General features: G+C 73.2%; 13 protein-coding genes. 5 read left to right on the top strand and 8 right to left on the bottom strand.

What is annotated here, in order from left to right; all coding sequences use genetic code 11:
* Positions 1-97: 97 nt before the first annotated feature.
* From OJ962_RS03300 to OJ962_RS03315, 4 genes are read right to left on the bottom strand one after another with little or no spacing between them, the layout of a single operon-like run.
* Complete coding sequence (locus tag OJ962_RS03300) at positions 98-850, bottom strand: tyrosine-protein phosphatase (protein WP_202952114.1); 753 nt, start codon at positions 848-850, stop codon at positions 98-100.
* The gene (locus tag OJ962_RS03305) at positions 843-2,312 is read right to left on the bottom strand and encodes an O-antigen polymerase (RefSeq protein ID WP_202952115.1); all 1,470 of its coding nucleotides are present in this window, start codon (positions 2,310-2,312) and stop codon (positions 843-845) included. Before OJ962_RS03305 ends, OJ962_RS03300 begins: the two co-directional genes overlap by 8 nt.
* Positions 2,309-3,856: a polysaccharide biosynthesis tyrosine autokinase gene (locus OJ962_RS03310; RefSeq protein WP_202952116.1), complete on the bottom strand. Its 1,548-nt coding sequence runs from the start codon at positions 3,854-3,856 to the stop codon at positions 2,309-2,311. The genes OJ962_RS03305 and OJ962_RS03310 overlap by 4 nt, the downstream gene beginning before the upstream one ends.
* 3 nt (positions 3,857-3,859) lie before the next feature.
* Positions 3,860-4,594, bottom strand: coding sequence for a class I SAM-dependent methyltransferase (locus OJ962_RS03315; protein WP_202952117.1), 735 nt, complete (start codon positions 4,592-4,594; stop codon positions 3,860-3,862).
* A gap of 119 nt (positions 4,595-4,713) precedes the next feature.
* Between OJ962_RS03315 and OJ962_RS03320 the strand changes: the two genes are divergently transcribed.
* Positions 4,714-5,781: an NAD-dependent epimerase/dehydratase family protein gene (locus OJ962_RS03320; protein ID WP_202952118.1), complete on the top strand. Its 1,068-nt coding sequence runs from the start codon at positions 4,714-4,716 to the stop codon at positions 5,779-5,781.
* Here the strand turns inward: OJ962_RS03320 and OJ962_RS03325 are convergent.
* Together OJ962_RS03325 and OJ962_RS03330 are read right to left on the bottom strand one after the other, a co-directional pair.
* Positions 5,778-7,409 carry a hypothetical protein gene (locus tag OJ962_RS03325; RefSeq protein ID WP_202952119.1) on the bottom strand — a complete coding sequence of 544 codons (1,632 nt, stop codon included), beginning with the start codon at positions 7,407-7,409 and terminating at the stop codon, positions 5,778-5,780. The genes OJ962_RS03320 and OJ962_RS03325 overlap by 4 nt on opposite strands.
* Positions 7,410-7,451: 42 nt before the next feature.
* Entirely contained in the window at positions 7,452-9,047 is a 1,596-nt protein-coding gene (locus tag OJ962_RS03330; protein WP_202952120.1) for an HAL/PAL/TAL family ammonia-lyase, read from the bottom strand.
* Positions 9,048-9,224: 177 nt separating this feature from the next.
* On the opposite strand from OJ962_RS03330, the gene OJ962_RS03335 reads away from it, so the two are divergent.
* Positions 9,225-9,497, top strand: coding sequence for a hypothetical protein (locus tag OJ962_RS03335; protein WP_202952121.1), 273 nt, complete (start codon positions 9,225-9,227; stop codon positions 9,495-9,497).
* 103 nt (positions 9,498-9,600) lie between these two features.
* On the top strand, positions 9,601-9,966 hold the full coding sequence (locus tag OJ962_RS03340) for a response regulator transcription factor (RefSeq protein ID WP_202952122.1): 366 nt from the start codon (positions 9,601-9,603) through the stop codon (positions 9,964-9,966).
* Here the strand turns inward: OJ962_RS03340 and OJ962_RS03345 are convergent.
* Positions 9,963-10,529 carry a TetR/AcrR family transcriptional regulator gene (locus OJ962_RS03345; RefSeq protein ID WP_202952123.1) on the bottom strand — a complete coding sequence of 189 codons (567 nt, stop codon included), beginning with the start codon at positions 10,527-10,529 and terminating at the stop codon, positions 9,963-9,965. The genes OJ962_RS03340 and OJ962_RS03345 overlap by 4 nt on opposite strands.
* 79 nt (positions 10,530-10,608) lie before the next feature.
* Here OJ962_RS03345 and OJ962_RS03350 point away from each other — a divergent pair, with 79 nt between their 5' ends.
* Positions 10,609-11,514, top strand: coding sequence for an SDR family oxidoreductase (locus OJ962_RS03350; protein WP_202952124.1), 906 nt, complete (start codon positions 10,609-10,611; stop codon positions 11,512-11,514).
* Here OJ962_RS03350 and OJ962_RS03355 read toward each other — a convergent pair.
* Entirely contained in the window at positions 11,472-12,206 is a 735-nt protein-coding gene (locus tag OJ962_RS03355) for an SDR family oxidoreductase (RefSeq protein WP_202952125.1), read from the bottom strand. The two genes, OJ962_RS03350 and OJ962_RS03355, sit on opposite strands and share 43 nt — an antisense overlap.
* A 60-nt stretch (positions 12,207-12,266) precedes the next feature.
* Here OJ962_RS03355 and OJ962_RS03360 point away from each other — a divergent pair, with 60 nt between their 5' ends.
* Positions 12,267-12,551, top strand: a complete 285-nt coding sequence (locus tag OJ962_RS03360; RefSeq protein ID WP_202952126.1) for a hypothetical protein — start codon at positions 12,267-12,269, stop codon at positions 12,549-12,551.
* Positions 12,552-12,716 lie beyond the last annotated feature (165 nt).

Consider the following 12,716-nt stretch of genomic DNA (forward strand, 5'->3'; position numbering starts at 1 on the left):
CTCCCGAGGCCGACCCTCGCCGCCCGCGCCGGACGGCCTCGGTGCGGGGCGGTTGCGGGTGGGCGGGGCGGGACCGTGGCGGTCGGGGGGCGGCGGCTCATGCCGGGGTCCTCCAGGCGAGCACGCGGCGGCGGCGCCGCGTGCGTCCGGTCGCGGGGCGGGGTGGGATGTCCTCGTCGGCGAGGATCGCCGCGGGGACGGAGCGGCCGAGCCACTCGGCGAGCGCCTCGTCGCCGACCGCGGCCAGGCCGCGGGACATGGTCGCGGAGCGGTCCAGCGGGCGGTGGGCGTCGCCGGCGACGAGGTGGGCGAGGCCCTCCTGCAACAGCACGCGTGCGGTGCGTTGGGCGGTCGCTCCGCGGCGGCCGGTCAGCGAGCCGGCCGTCAGCTGCGCGAGCGCGCCCGCCTCGACGAGCTCGCGCAGGCGGGACGGGTCGGCCTGCACGTCCGGGTTGCGCTCCGGGTGGGCGATGATCGGCACGAAGCCCGCGAGGCGCAGCAGGAACAGGGTCGTGCCGGCGTTCAGCGGCAGACCGGTGTAGGGCGGCTCGACGAGCAGGTAGCGCGAGCCGGCGATCGCGAACGGCGCGAGGTCGTCGGGCGGCAGCGCAGCGGCGACTTCGAGGCTCACCTCGCCGCCCCGGACCACGTCGATCGGCAGCGGCGGCAGCGCGCGCAGCCCGGCGTCCAGCTGCGAAGCCGTCGTCGGGTAGTCCGAGCGCACGTGCGGGGTGGCCGCGAGCACGCGGACGCCGTCGGCGCACGCCGCCCGCGCGATCGCGACGGCCTCCTCCGCGGACGCGGCGCCGTCGTCGAGCCCCGGCAGCACGTGCGAGTGCAGGTCAAGCACGGCGCACCAGCCCGCGGTAGGCAGCGAACACGAGCGCGCTGCTCAGCGCCCAATAGGTCACGGAATGGAACGCGTCGCCGCGGATCAGCGTGATCACGTACGGCAGCGTCACGGCCCACCAGAGCACGGGCCAGACGCTCGTCGCCGCCACGACGCGGCGGTACACGGCGGCCAGCACGAACCCCAGCGCGAAGCAGGCGGCCACGACGCCGCCGGGCCCGAAGTTCGCGTACGACTCCCCCAGCATCGACAGCGACGCCTCCGTTCCTGCACCCGCGGATTGGTAGTAGTACGCCGGATACAGCTCGCGGGTGAACCACGTGTTCCCGCCGCCGACCGGCTTGTCGGCCCACACGAAGCGCGGCACCGGGAACGTGAAGATCGGCAGGTAGGTGCGCCCGTACTGCCACTCCAGCCCGGTCGAACGCGCGCGCACGACCATCGCCAGCGCGTCGTAGGGCGTGGCGTCGCGCCCGCCGAGCGTCGTCTCCGGCAGCGTGCGCAGCTGGGCGGTCGTCAGCTCGACCACAGAACCGCCGGCGCCCTCGTAGGTCGAGTCGCGGGTGGCCACGCGCGCGCCCACGAAGAAGATCAACGCCGCGCCCACCACCCACACGAGCGTCCGCACCCGCAACGGCGCGCGCAGGTAGTGGAACAGCAGCACCATCGGCAGGAACGTGCCGATCAGCAACGCCGCCCGCCCGCCGGTCAGGAAGTCGCCGAACATCACGAGCACGAACGCGCCGCCGAGGATCATGCGCCACGCGCCCGCGCGCGGCGGCCGCCGCACCAGGAAGGCCGCCAGCAGGACAAGCGCGACGGCCTTCACCGGCAGCCCGATCTGCGCGAGATAGCCGCGGCCGAAGAACACCGACGCGCGCTCGGACAATGACGACACGTACGCGCCGAGCCCGCCCGTCTCGGCGATCAGCGTCCCGTAGCCCCACAGCTCCAGTGCGGCGCACACGGCCAGCGCGAGCAGCGCCGACCCACCGACCACGACGCGCCGGTCCAACGCGCTGATCCGCGCCGTCGTGGCCCGGAACGCCCCTCGGCCCACCGGATCGACGAAGTGGTAGGACGCGTGCCCGAGCGCCAGGCACGCGAGCCCCAGCAGCACCAGCCCGCACGCGCCCTGCATCGCCGCGTACAGCGGCCCGCTCACGAGCTCGTCGTCGATCCGCCGCGTCGGCCCGATCCGCCCCGAGGCCAGGATGTACGCCGGCCGCAACACGTACAGCACGCACAGGATCGCGCTGAGCACCACCAGCGGCGAGAGCGGATCGCGCGTGGTCGCGAACCCGTAGGCCGCGAGCGCCACGCAGGCGCCCGCGGTCGCGACGACGAGGAACGCGACGCCCGGATCGGGCACCGCGACCTGCGCCGTCAGCCACCCGGCCGCCACGGCCAGCGCCGCGCACGCGGCCAGGACCAGCGGCGCGCTGCTGACGCGGGCGGTCAACCGCGCAGACCCGCGAGCCGCCGCTCCGGCCGTACCGGCTCGCCGTAGCCGTATCCGTAGCCGTACCCGTCACCCGCGACCGACTCGTCGCCGGTGAGCACGAACCCGAGCTTGTCGGCCGGCATCGCGTCCGTCAGGCGCGCGAGCTCCTGCATCATCGGCCGCCGGATCAGGTTCATGCGCGCGGCGACGAGCACCGCGTCGGCCTGCGTGGAGAGCGTCATGCCGTCGCTGACCTTGAGCACCGGCGGCGTGTCCAGCAGCACGAGATCGGCGCGCTCCCGCAGCTCGCGCAGGATGCTCGCCAGCCGGCGCCCGCCGACGAACTCGCCGACGTCCGGCGGCAGCGCGCCCGCGGTCAGCACGCCCAGCGAGCCGACCGGCTCGTCCGCGCCGTACTCGACCCCCAGCGGCACCGGGACGATCGCGTCGTCGAGCCCGTGCTCACCCAGCGCGACCTCGGTCACGCCGGGCCGGCCGGCGGCGTCGAAGAAGCGCGCCAACGTGGAACGGCGGAAGTCGAGGTCCACCAGGACCACGCGCTTTCCCGACCGCGCCAACGCCACCGCCAGGTTCGCGATGATCGTCGACTTGCCCTCGCCCTGGACGGCGGACGTGACCATGATGGTCCGCGCGCCGCGGTCCAGGTTGAGGAACTCGACGTTGGACCGCAGCAACCGCAGCGGCTCGGCGGCGGCGCCGTTCGGGTACTCCATCATCACGAGCTTGTGCGACTCGCGCAGCCGCCGCGGGGGTTCGGGCAGGCGCGCCACCAACGGCAGCCCGAGGACCTCCGTGAGCTCCTCGGCCGAGCGCACGCGCGTGTCCAGCGCCTCGCGCAGGAACGCAAAGGCAAGCCCGAGCGCGAGGCCCAGCGCGATCCCGAGCGGCAGGTTGCGCAGCGGCCGCGGCGCGACCAGCGCCGCCTCGTCCGCCCGGCGCGCGACGCTCACGTTGGAGCCCTGCAGCGCCTGGATCGTCGACAGCTGCTCGTCCTTGGCCACGAGCTCGTCGTACAGCTCGCCGCGCGGCTCGTCGAGCTGCTCCACCCGCCCGCGGATGCCGCGCCGGGCGATCTCGAGCGCGCCGTTGTCGAGCGTCCGCCGGTAGGCGACGAACGACTCGGCCCACGCGGTCGCGAGCGCGACCGTCGCCGGCTCGTCGACGTCGGTCACGCGGAACTCGAGCAGGTCGGCGTTCGGCAGCACCGTGATCTGCGTGCGGTCCAGCAGCTCGCGCGGGGTCATCCCGGTCTCGCGGGACCGCTGCAGCACCAGCGCGGCGACCTCGGGCGAGCGCGCGAGCTCGGCCTGCGTCTGCGCGATCCGCTGGAAGTCGTTGCCGATCTGCTGATCGCCCAGGCCGGACAGCAGGTTGGCCAGGTTCTGGCGGCCGAGCAGCACCTGCGACGCCGCCTGGTAGGTCTTCTCCTGCAGCAGCGAGTAGCCGAGCGCGGCGGCCGTGACGAGCACCACGGTCGCCACGATCACCCACTTGCGGCGGACCACGACGTGCAGGTAGTCCCGAAGGCTCTTGTGGTCCATCGGTTACCTCCGAGCGACGACGAAGTAGTGCGTGGCCAGGTTGTCGAGGCCGCGGTCGGCCGCGAAGCTCTCGTAGGCGAGGTACGCCCGCTGCACCAGCGCCGAGAAGTGGAAGTAGACGGCGCCGCGGTAGTGCGGCTCGATCGACACCTCGCTCCAGCCCGCGAACAGCGGCCGCAGCGCACTCGCGTGGCAGCGGTCGTAGTAGGCGGGGAAGACGGGATGCAGGCCGTCGGACGGGCGCCGCATGACCTTGGAGACCACCGCGTGGCCGACCCGGTCCGGCAGCACCCGGTTGACGATGCCGAACGCCGAGTAGCCGCCGCTGAAGAGCGCGAGGAACTCGCCGCCGGGCTTCAGGTAGGAGTAGACGTTGTCGAGCGCGCGGCCGAGCGGTTTGACGTGCTCGAGCACCTGCCAGGAGACGGCCAGGTCGACCGTTCCGGCCAGCGACGGCACGCGCCGGCTGAGGTCCGCGACGACGTGCTCCTGGTAGGCGCCGTCCGGGGCGCGGAGCAGCTCGTCCTCGGAGATGTCGAGCCCCACCCAGCGCGTGTCGGCGCGCTCGCCGGCCGGGAGGCTGGGGTGGCGGCCGGCGCCGATGTCGAGCACGGTCGCGCCGGGGCGCAGCCGCTCGCGGATCGCGTCCTGGAACATGGGTCGCCAGGCGGTGGCGTAGCGGGGCGGGAGCGGGACGCGGGCCTCGCGCTCGCTGACGGGCAGCACAGTGGAGCTCACGGGGGCACGGTTGCCCAAACCCGGCCCGGGTGGGCGCGTTGATCCCTGATCGGCACGGTCGCTGGCGGAACGGGGATGGCGGGCGCGGACCCGGCGGAGCGCGGGCAGGGTGGGGCGCCATGGGGACAGTGATCGTGACCGGGTCGGGCGGGCTGATCGGCTCCGAGGCCGTACGCCACTTCATCGAGACGGGCTTCGACGTGATCGGGCTCGAGAACGACATGCGCGCGCAGTTCTTCGGGGACGAGGCGTCGACGTCGAGCACCACGCAGCGCCTCGTCGACCGCTACGACGAGTTCCGCCACGTCGCGCTGGACATCCGCGACCGTGACGGCATCGACCGCGTCGTGCGCGAGGCGCCGGATCTGGCCGCGATCGTCCACACCGCGGCGCAGCCCTCACACGACTGGGCGGCGAGCGACCCGCACACCGACTTCGGCGTCAACGCGCTCGGCACGCTGAACCTGCTGCAGGCCGCGCGCGACCACGCGCCCGACACGCCGTTCATCTTCATGTCGACGAACAAGGTCTACGGCGACCGCCCGAACTTCCTGCCGCTGATCGAGACCGACACGCGGCTCGAGCTGCCGGAGGATCACGAGTGGCACCGTGGCATCGACACGACGATGTCGATCGACACGTGCCTGCACTCGCTGTTCGGTGTGAGCAAGGCCGCGGCGGACCTGATGGTGCAGGAGTACGGGCGCTACTTCGGCATGCCGACCGTGTGCTTCCGCGGCGGCTGCCTGACCGGCCCGTCGCACCGCGGCGCACGCCTGCACGGCTTCCTGTCCTACCTGATGCGCTGCACGATGACCGGCGAGCCGTACACGGTCTACGGCTACGGCGGCAAGCAGGTGCGCGACAACCTGCACTCGCGTGACGTGGTCGCGGCGTTCGAGCGCTTCCGTGCGGCGCCGCGCTCGGCCGCCGTCTACAACCTCGGCGGCGGGCGGGCCTCGAACGTCTCCATGCTCGAAGCGATCGCGCTGTGCGAACAGATCGCGGGGCGCCCGCTCAACTACGCGCTCTCCGACGACGCCCGTGCCGGCGACCACCGCTGGTGGATCAGCGACGTCAGCGCGTTCGAGCGCGACTACCCCGGCTGGAAGGTCACGGTCGGCGTGCGCGACATCCTCGAGGAGATCCACGCGGTCAACGCCGCCGAGTGGGCGGTGCCCGCCTAGCGGCGCGGGCGGGCGGTGTACGTTCGTCCGGCGCGCACGATCACGTTGCGGCCGCGGACCTTGTCGCGCACGAGCACGCTGCCCTGCGTCACGCGCGTGAGCGTCCCGCGGCAGGAGTCCTGGACGAGCCAGCGGGTGCCGCGGACGGTCGCCGCGCTGTACTTGCCGCTGGTGCGGAACGCGCCCTTGCCGTCGCCCCACAGCTTGCGTGACTTGGCCTTCTTCTGCGCGGCGCTGCCGCGCCGCCCGCAGGAAGCGAGCGGCTCGTTGAGCGTGAAGTTCACGACGTTGCCGCTCTGGCTGATGCGGAACATCCCGTCGAAGAGGCGGACGGTCTCCACCGGGCCGCCCCGGCGGGGGACGGCGCGCAGGACCACGGAGCCGCGCCTGGCGTCGATGGTCGCGCCGAACGGGACGTCGTCGAGTGCCGTGAGGGCGACGAAGCGCGAGCTGCCGGGCAACCGGACCCGCACCGTGCCGGTCGGGCTGACGACCACGCTGCGGTTGAACTGCGGCTGCGGATCGGGCGGCGGCTGGGTGGGTGGCGGCGGCAGTGGGGGCGGCGGCGGCGCTTGAGCGACCGGGATGGCCGAGACGTGGATCTGGGGGCCGTTCTCCCACACGGCGACCCCGACATGATCCGCGGCGGCGGCCACGCGCATGCTGCCCGGCTGCACGCTGAAGCCCGTGTCCGCGAGGACGGTCGCCGCGCCGGGCACGCCGTTGTCGGACACGACGTGGACGGCGTGATAGCCCGCGGCGTCCAGCGTCGGGTAGACGGCGTGCAGGCGGCCGGCGGGGTCGCCGGCCAGGTGGGACTCGCTCGAGTCGCCCGGCCCGAGGTTGACCGGCGCGCCGAACCCGGCGCCGGTGAAGCGCCGGAGGACCATGGTGCCGGCCGCGTCGCCGGCCAGCATGGTCAGCCCGAACGGGCCGCCCGCGAGCCGGGGGTAGGTGGCGTAGCCGATCTCCACGGGCTCGGACCAGTTGGCGGCCACGTTGATGTCGCCCGTGCCGAGGTAGCGGCGGAAGCGGACCTGGTCGCCGAGCGCGGTGCCGAACACCGTCACCGGGTTGGCGCCGTCCAGCCCGACCGCGCCGTAGTAGGGCCGCTCGGCGTCGAGCGTCGCGATCGGCGTTGCGCTGCCGCCGCTCAGCGGCACGTTCTGGAACAGCCCGCCGCGGCCGTCCGCGTCAGTCACGACCGACACCGTGTCGCCCGGCCCGTCGGCGGACTCGTGGATCGGGACGTTGCCGCCGACGACGCGCGCGGTGAAGCTCGCGCCGCCGTCCGTGGACACGTACTGCGTGATGCCGACCGCCTGGCCGGTCCGCCACACCAGGACCGACACGCGCCCGCCGAGCAGCGACACGTGCGGGCGGCTGGTGGAGATCGTCCCCGGCGTGATCGGGAGCGTCAGCGCGACGTCGCAGGCGGTCGCCCCGCGCGGCAGCCGGCAGAACTGCGGCGTGTCCTGCGCGTCCGCGCCGTTCCAGGCGATGTACGCGGTGCCGGCGCTGTCCACGGCGACGGCGGGCGTGTCTCCGGTGCCGACCGCGAACGGCGCGGCGCTCGCGCCGCCCGCCAGCGCGAAGAAGGCGAGGACGGCGACGACGGCGATGCGCACAGGGCGACCCTCGCAGACGAGGGCCGCCCGGTGCAACCCCTCCTACCCCAGGACGTGGCTCAGCTCGCCCGAACGGATCAGCTCCACCACGGCCGCGATGTCGCGGTCCATGCGGCGGTCCCGGTCCAGCGGGGCGACCCGCGCGCGGATCAGCGCGTGCGCCTCGCGGACCTTCGGGCTGGCCTGCTCGATCCCGCGCAGGTCCAGGGCCTGCGCGAGCGCGATCAAGTGGATCGCTGCGATGTGCTGGGCGATCTCCACGATCGAGCGCGCGTCACGCGCGCTGATCGTCCCCATGGAGACCTTGTCCTGGTTGTGGGCCTCGGTCGAGCGGCTGTGGATGCTCGCCGGGTTGCACAGCTTCATCGCCTCGGCGGTCAGCGCCGAGCACGAGAGCTGCATGCCTTTGAAGCCGTGATGGAGCCCGGCCTCGAAGTCGTCGGGGGCGAAGTAGGGGATCAGGTTCGGCGTCAGGCCGGCGTTGAACTTCTCGTCCACCACCAACTCGAGCTGGCGGTCCATCAGGTCGCACAGGTTGGCCAGCGCGATCTTGAGCGCGTCCATGCCCTGGGCCATGTGGCTGCCGTAGAAGTTGCCGCCGCTCTGGACGCGGCCGGCGCCGACGTCGAACAGCGGGTTGTCGTCGGACGAGTTGATCTCGATCTCGATCCAGCGGTCCACCCACTCGAGCGTGTCGCGCAGCGCGCCCGTGATGTGCGGCGCGCAGCGGATCGAGTACTTGTCCTGGACGGAACGTGTGAGCTCGCGGAAGCCGGCGCCGTCGAGCGGGACGATCTCCTCGGCGTCGTGCGTGAGCTCGGAACCGCCGAGCAGGGAGCGGATGTTCGTCGCGCTCTCGATGATCCCGGGGTGCGGCTTGGCCTCGAACAGGAAGGCGTTGAAGTGGCCGTGGTTGCCCAGCAGCGCCTGGCTGGCCATCGCCGTGCACAGGTCCACCGTGAAGGCGAGCTCGCGCGCGTCGGCGGCGGCCAGCACAGCGAAGCCGGACATGAACGACGTGCCGTTGGTGAGCGCGAGCCCTTCCTTGGCTTCGAGCTCGAGCGGCTCGAGGCCGAGCTCGGCGAGCACGTCGGACGCCTCGCGGGTGGCGCCCTCGTACGCCACCTCGGTCTCGCCCACGAGCGCGCGGCCGACATAGGACAGCGGCACGAGGTCACCGGACGCGCCGCACGACCCCCGCTCGGGGATCAGCGGCAGGATGTCGTGGTTGAGCAGCGTCAGCAGCTGCTCGATCAGCTCGCGGCGGACGCCCGAGTTGCCCTTGGCCAGGCAGTTGGCGCGGAACAGCATCGTGAGCCGCGTCACTTCGGGCGAGGCGACCGGCCCCGTCCCGGCGCCGAGGAAGCGCAGCATGTTCTGCTGCAGCTGGGCGGCCTTCTCCGGCGCGATCTGACGATGCGCGCTGTCGCCGAACCCCGTGGTCACGCCGTAGATCGGGATCTCGCGGGCGATCAGGTCCCCTTTGAGCGCGCGCGCTGCTTCGACGCGGCGCGTGGCCGCGGTCGACAGCGTCGCGCGGCCGCCATGACGGGCGAACCGCACGGCGTCGGCGATCGTGAGCGAGCCGCCATCGAGGTCGATGTGCACGCCCGTGTCCTGATGCAGCAGGTCCGTCATTTGTGGCAACGGTAACGCGCTGTGCGGACCTTGCAACAAAGTTGGGCGTTCTGCCTGAAACTGCGCAGACGCAACCGTTTGGCACTACGCAACATGACCAGATCTGCGGCTCGACCCCGGGCGTGTGTGGCGGTCGAACCTCGGTGAACCGGGTCCGGCGCGGGTAGCCTCGATCTCATGTTCGTTGGTCTGGTCAAAGATCCCGGTGCAGGGTGGGGGCTGCCCGACGAACCCGCTGAAGAGCCGCGTCGGCGCAAGCCGGCGCTGTCGCTCATCCCGTGGCGTCCGCTGGTCTGGATCGCCGCGTTCGTGTTGGCCTTCGCTGTCAGCCGCACGGTCGGCGGCCCGGCGGGATACGCGTTGATGCTGGTCGCGCTCGCGGCCGGCAGCCTGCTGCTCGACCGTCAGCTGGGCCCGGTGCCGCGCGGACTGCGCGAATACCAGTCCTGATCCGGTGTAGGCGCTCCGATCAGGAGGAGCGGCACTACACCATTCGTCGGCGTCTGGACGAACGTCGAGTTGCGTCCGGACCTTGTGGTCCCATTATCTGGCTATGACGCAGCACCGAATCCTCGTCGTCGATGACCGGCCGGACCTCGCGGTCACCCTCCGAATGCTCCTGGAGCGCGCGGGGCACGAGGTGCTCACGGCCGAGAACGGCCGCCAGGGGCTGCGGACGTTCTTCGAGGCGCGGCCCGACCTCGTCGTGCTCGACGTGATGATGCCCGAGCTCGACGGCTGGCAGACGCTGGAGCGCCTGCGTGATCTCAGCGACGTGCCCGTGCTCATGTTCAGTGGGACCAAGCCGGCGCCCGAGCAGCTCGAGCGGCTGCGCCCGGGGCGCGACGCGTTCCGCTCCAAGCCGTTCTTCGGCCAGGACCTCGTCGGCGTGGTCGGCGAGTTGCTCGAAGCCGCCTAAGCGGCGGCGACGAGCGTCTCGAAACGGCCGACGGCCTCGCGGATCACGTCCGCCAGCGGCCGCTCTTCGCCGGCGTCCAGCCATCGCTCCCACGCGACCCGGAACACCGCGATCCCGGTCTCGGCGGCGAGGCTCGCCTCGGGCTCGGGGACGCCGCGGCGCCGGAGTGCGGCGCCGAGCGCCGCGCTCAGCGTCGCCAGCTTGATCAGCTCGCGCTCCTGCAGCTCGGGGGTCGCCGTGATCAGCGCCTGGCGCCGCCGCGAGTGGGGCTGATCCTGGCCAAGCGGCTCGGCCGTGGCCTCGAGCGCGGCGATCACGGCCCGCATCGGCGGCGCGTCCGCGGGGACCGCCTCCGCGGCCGCGACCATCAGCTCCTCGAGCTGCAGCGAGCCGCCGAACAGCACCTCGCGCTTGTCGGCGAAGTGGCGGAAGAACGTGCGCGCGGTCAGCCCGGCGCGCTCGGCGATGTCCGCGACCGTCGTCTGCTCGTAGCCGCGCTCGGCGTACAGGTCCATCGCGGCGTCCCGGAGCCGTCCGCGGGCGTTCGGCTCCCAGCGGGCCATGCATGGGAGTGTAGTGATGACACAGCGTGACATCGCCGTGCTACGGTGATGACACGCTGTGACATCGAAGGAGGAAGACATGCGGTTCTTCGTCACCGGAGCGTCGGGCTGGATCGGCTCGGCCGTCGTCCCGGAGCTGCTGCAAGCCGGGCACGAGGTGGTGGGGCTGGCGCGCTCGGACGCGTCGGCGGAGCGGATCGCGGCGCTCGGCGCGGCCGTGCGCCGGGGTGGGCTGGACGACCTCGACGGCCTGGCCGCGGGCGCGGCCGAGTCCGACGGCGTCGTGCACCTCGGCTACAACCACGACTTCTCGCGCATGGCCGAGGCGGCGCAGACCGACCTCGCGGCGGTCACCGCGATGGGCGCGGCGCTGGAGGGCAGCGACCGGCCGCTGCTGATCGCGTCGGGCACGCTCGGGCTCGCCCCGGGCCGGGTCGCGACCGAGGCCGACGACGCCGACCCGGCCTCACACCCGCGGATCGCGACCGCGCAGGCGGCGCTGGCGATGGCCGAGCGCGGTGTGCGCTCGATCGTGGTGCGCTTCGCGCCGACCGTCCACGGCTCCGGCGACCCGGGCTTCGTCTCCGTCCTGGTCAAGACCGCGCTGGAGAGCGGGGTCTCCGGCTACGTCGGCGACGGCTCCAACCGCTGGCCCGCCGTGCACCGGCTCGACGCGGCGCGGCTCGTGCGGCTGGCGATGGAGGGCGCGCCGGCCGGCTCGGTCCTGCACGCGACGGCGGAGGACGGCGTGCCGGCGATCCAGATCGCCGAGGCGATCGGGCGCGCGCTCGGCCTCGAGACGGCGTCGGTGGCGCCGGAGCACTTCGACTGGCTGGGGCAGTTCTTCGCCGCCGACATCCCCGCGTCCAGTGCGCTGACGCGCGAGCGGCTGGCGTGGGAGCCGGCCGGACCGGGCCTGATCGAGGAGCTCGAAGCGGGTGTCTACAGCCCGCCGGAGACGCGCAGGATCGCGCCGGTCGTGTAGCTCGCGTCGGGGCTGAGCAGCCACGCGACCGCGCCGGCGATCTCCTCTGGCTCGCCGGCGCGGCCCAGCGGCGCCTTCGCCGCGATCCTGTTCGGCCGGTCAGGGTCGGCGTGGATCTCGGTCCAGATCGTGCCGGGCGCGACGCAGTTGACGCGGATGCCGTCCGGCCCGAGCTCCTTCGCCAGCCCGATCGTGATCGTGTCCACGGCGGCCTTGGAGGCGGCGTAGTGGACGTACTCGCCCGGGCTGCCGAGGGTGGCCGCGCCGGAGGAGAGGTTCACGATCGCGCCGCCGCGGCCCTGCATGTCGCGGATCGCGCGGCGCGCGCACAGCAGGACGCCGACGACGTTGACGGCGAAGACGCGCTCGACCGCCGCGACGTCCTCGAGGTCCGCCAGCCGGCCGACCGGCCCGACGATGCCCGCGTTGTTGACCAGCCCGGTGATCGGGCCGAGCTCGGCCGCGGCGTCGAACAGGCGCTCCACGTCGTCCGGGTCGGCGGTGTCCATCTCGACGGTGAGCGCGCGGGCGCCGGCCGCTTCGACGGCTTCCCTGACCTGCTGCGCACGTGCGGCGTTGGAGCGGTACCCGATGACGACGTCATGGCCCTCGCTCGCAAGCCGCGTGCAGATGGCGGCGCCGATGCCGCGTCCGCCGCCGGTGACGACCGTGATGTTGCGCGTAACCCCCATAGCGGCCATCATCACGCACGCCCGCCGCCGCGACCTGATTCGAACGGGTACAAGGCGCGGATGACCCGCGCCCTCGCCGTGCTCACCGCGCTCGTGTTGGGCCTCGCCGCGCTGGCCGTGGCGTTCGTCGGCGTGTTCGTCGCCGCGGACGCCGCCGACCCGGCGAGCGAGCCGCAGCCCGCGGCCGTCGGGTTCGGCTTCGCGCTCGTCGAGGGCGTGCTGCTCGGGGCGGTGCTGGCGCTCGTGGTCTACGCCGTCGCCGGGCGATTCGCGGCCTGGGGATGGCTGGTCGCCGCGCCCGTGGCGGTCGCGCTGGGGCTCGCCGGGCTGCTCACGCTCGCGTGAAACCTGCCCGGAACCTGCACAGCGTCTGCGCAGCGGGTCGCGGGAACGCTGCTGGCCGTCGCGCTCGCCTCGACGGCCTACGCGGCGATCGGGCGCTGGCTGCGTTGGCGGTGGCTGGCCGTGATCCCGGTCGCCGGCGTCCTCGTCATGGGCGGGCTGCTGGGC

Origin of the sequence: Solirubrobacter deserti, from assembly GCF_027587175.1 — a bacterium.
Classification (GTDB): Bacteria; Actinomycetota; Thermoleophilia; order Solirubrobacterales; family Solirubrobacteraceae; genus Solirubrobacter; species Solirubrobacter deserti.

What these genes read in the sequence shown, in the direction of transcription:
- OJ962_RS03310 (WP_202952116.1), bottom strand. Translation starts at nt 3,856, where the DNA reads ATGGACCACAAGAGCCTTCGGGACTACCTGCACGTCGTGGTCCGCCGC.
- OJ962_RS03320 (WP_202952118.1), top strand. Translation starts at nt 4,714, where the DNA reads ATGGGGACAGTGATCGTGACCGGGTCGGGCGGGCTGATCGGCTCCGAG.
- OJ962_RS03330 (WP_202952120.1), bottom strand. Translation starts at nt 9,047, where the DNA reads ATGACGGACCTGCTGCATCAGGACACGGGCGTGCACATCGACCTCGAT.
- OJ962_RS03335 (WP_202952121.1), top strand. Translation starts at nt 9,225, where the DNA reads ATGTTCGTTGGTCTGGTCAAAGATCCCGGTGCAGGGTGGGGGCTGCCC.
- OJ962_RS03340 (WP_202952122.1), top strand. Translation starts at nt 9,601, where the DNA reads ATGACGCAGCACCGAATCCTCGTCGTCGATGACCGGCCGGACCTCGCG.
- OJ962_RS03345 (WP_202952123.1), bottom strand. Translation starts at nt 10,529, where the DNA reads ATGGCCCGCTGGGAGCCGAACGCCCGCGGACGGCTCCGGGACGCCGCG.
- OJ962_RS03350 (WP_202952124.1), top strand. Translation starts at nt 10,609, where the DNA reads ATGCGGTTCTTCGTCACCGGAGCGTCGGGCTGGATCGGCTCGGCCGTC.
- OJ962_RS03355 (WP_202952125.1), bottom strand. Translation starts at nt 12,206, where the DNA reads ATGGGGGTTACGCGCAACATCACGGTCGTCACCGGCGGCGGACGCGGC.
- OJ962_RS03360 (WP_202952126.1), top strand. Translation starts at nt 12,267, where the DNA reads ATGACCCGCGCCCTCGCCGTGCTCACCGCGCTCGTGTTGGGCCTCGCC.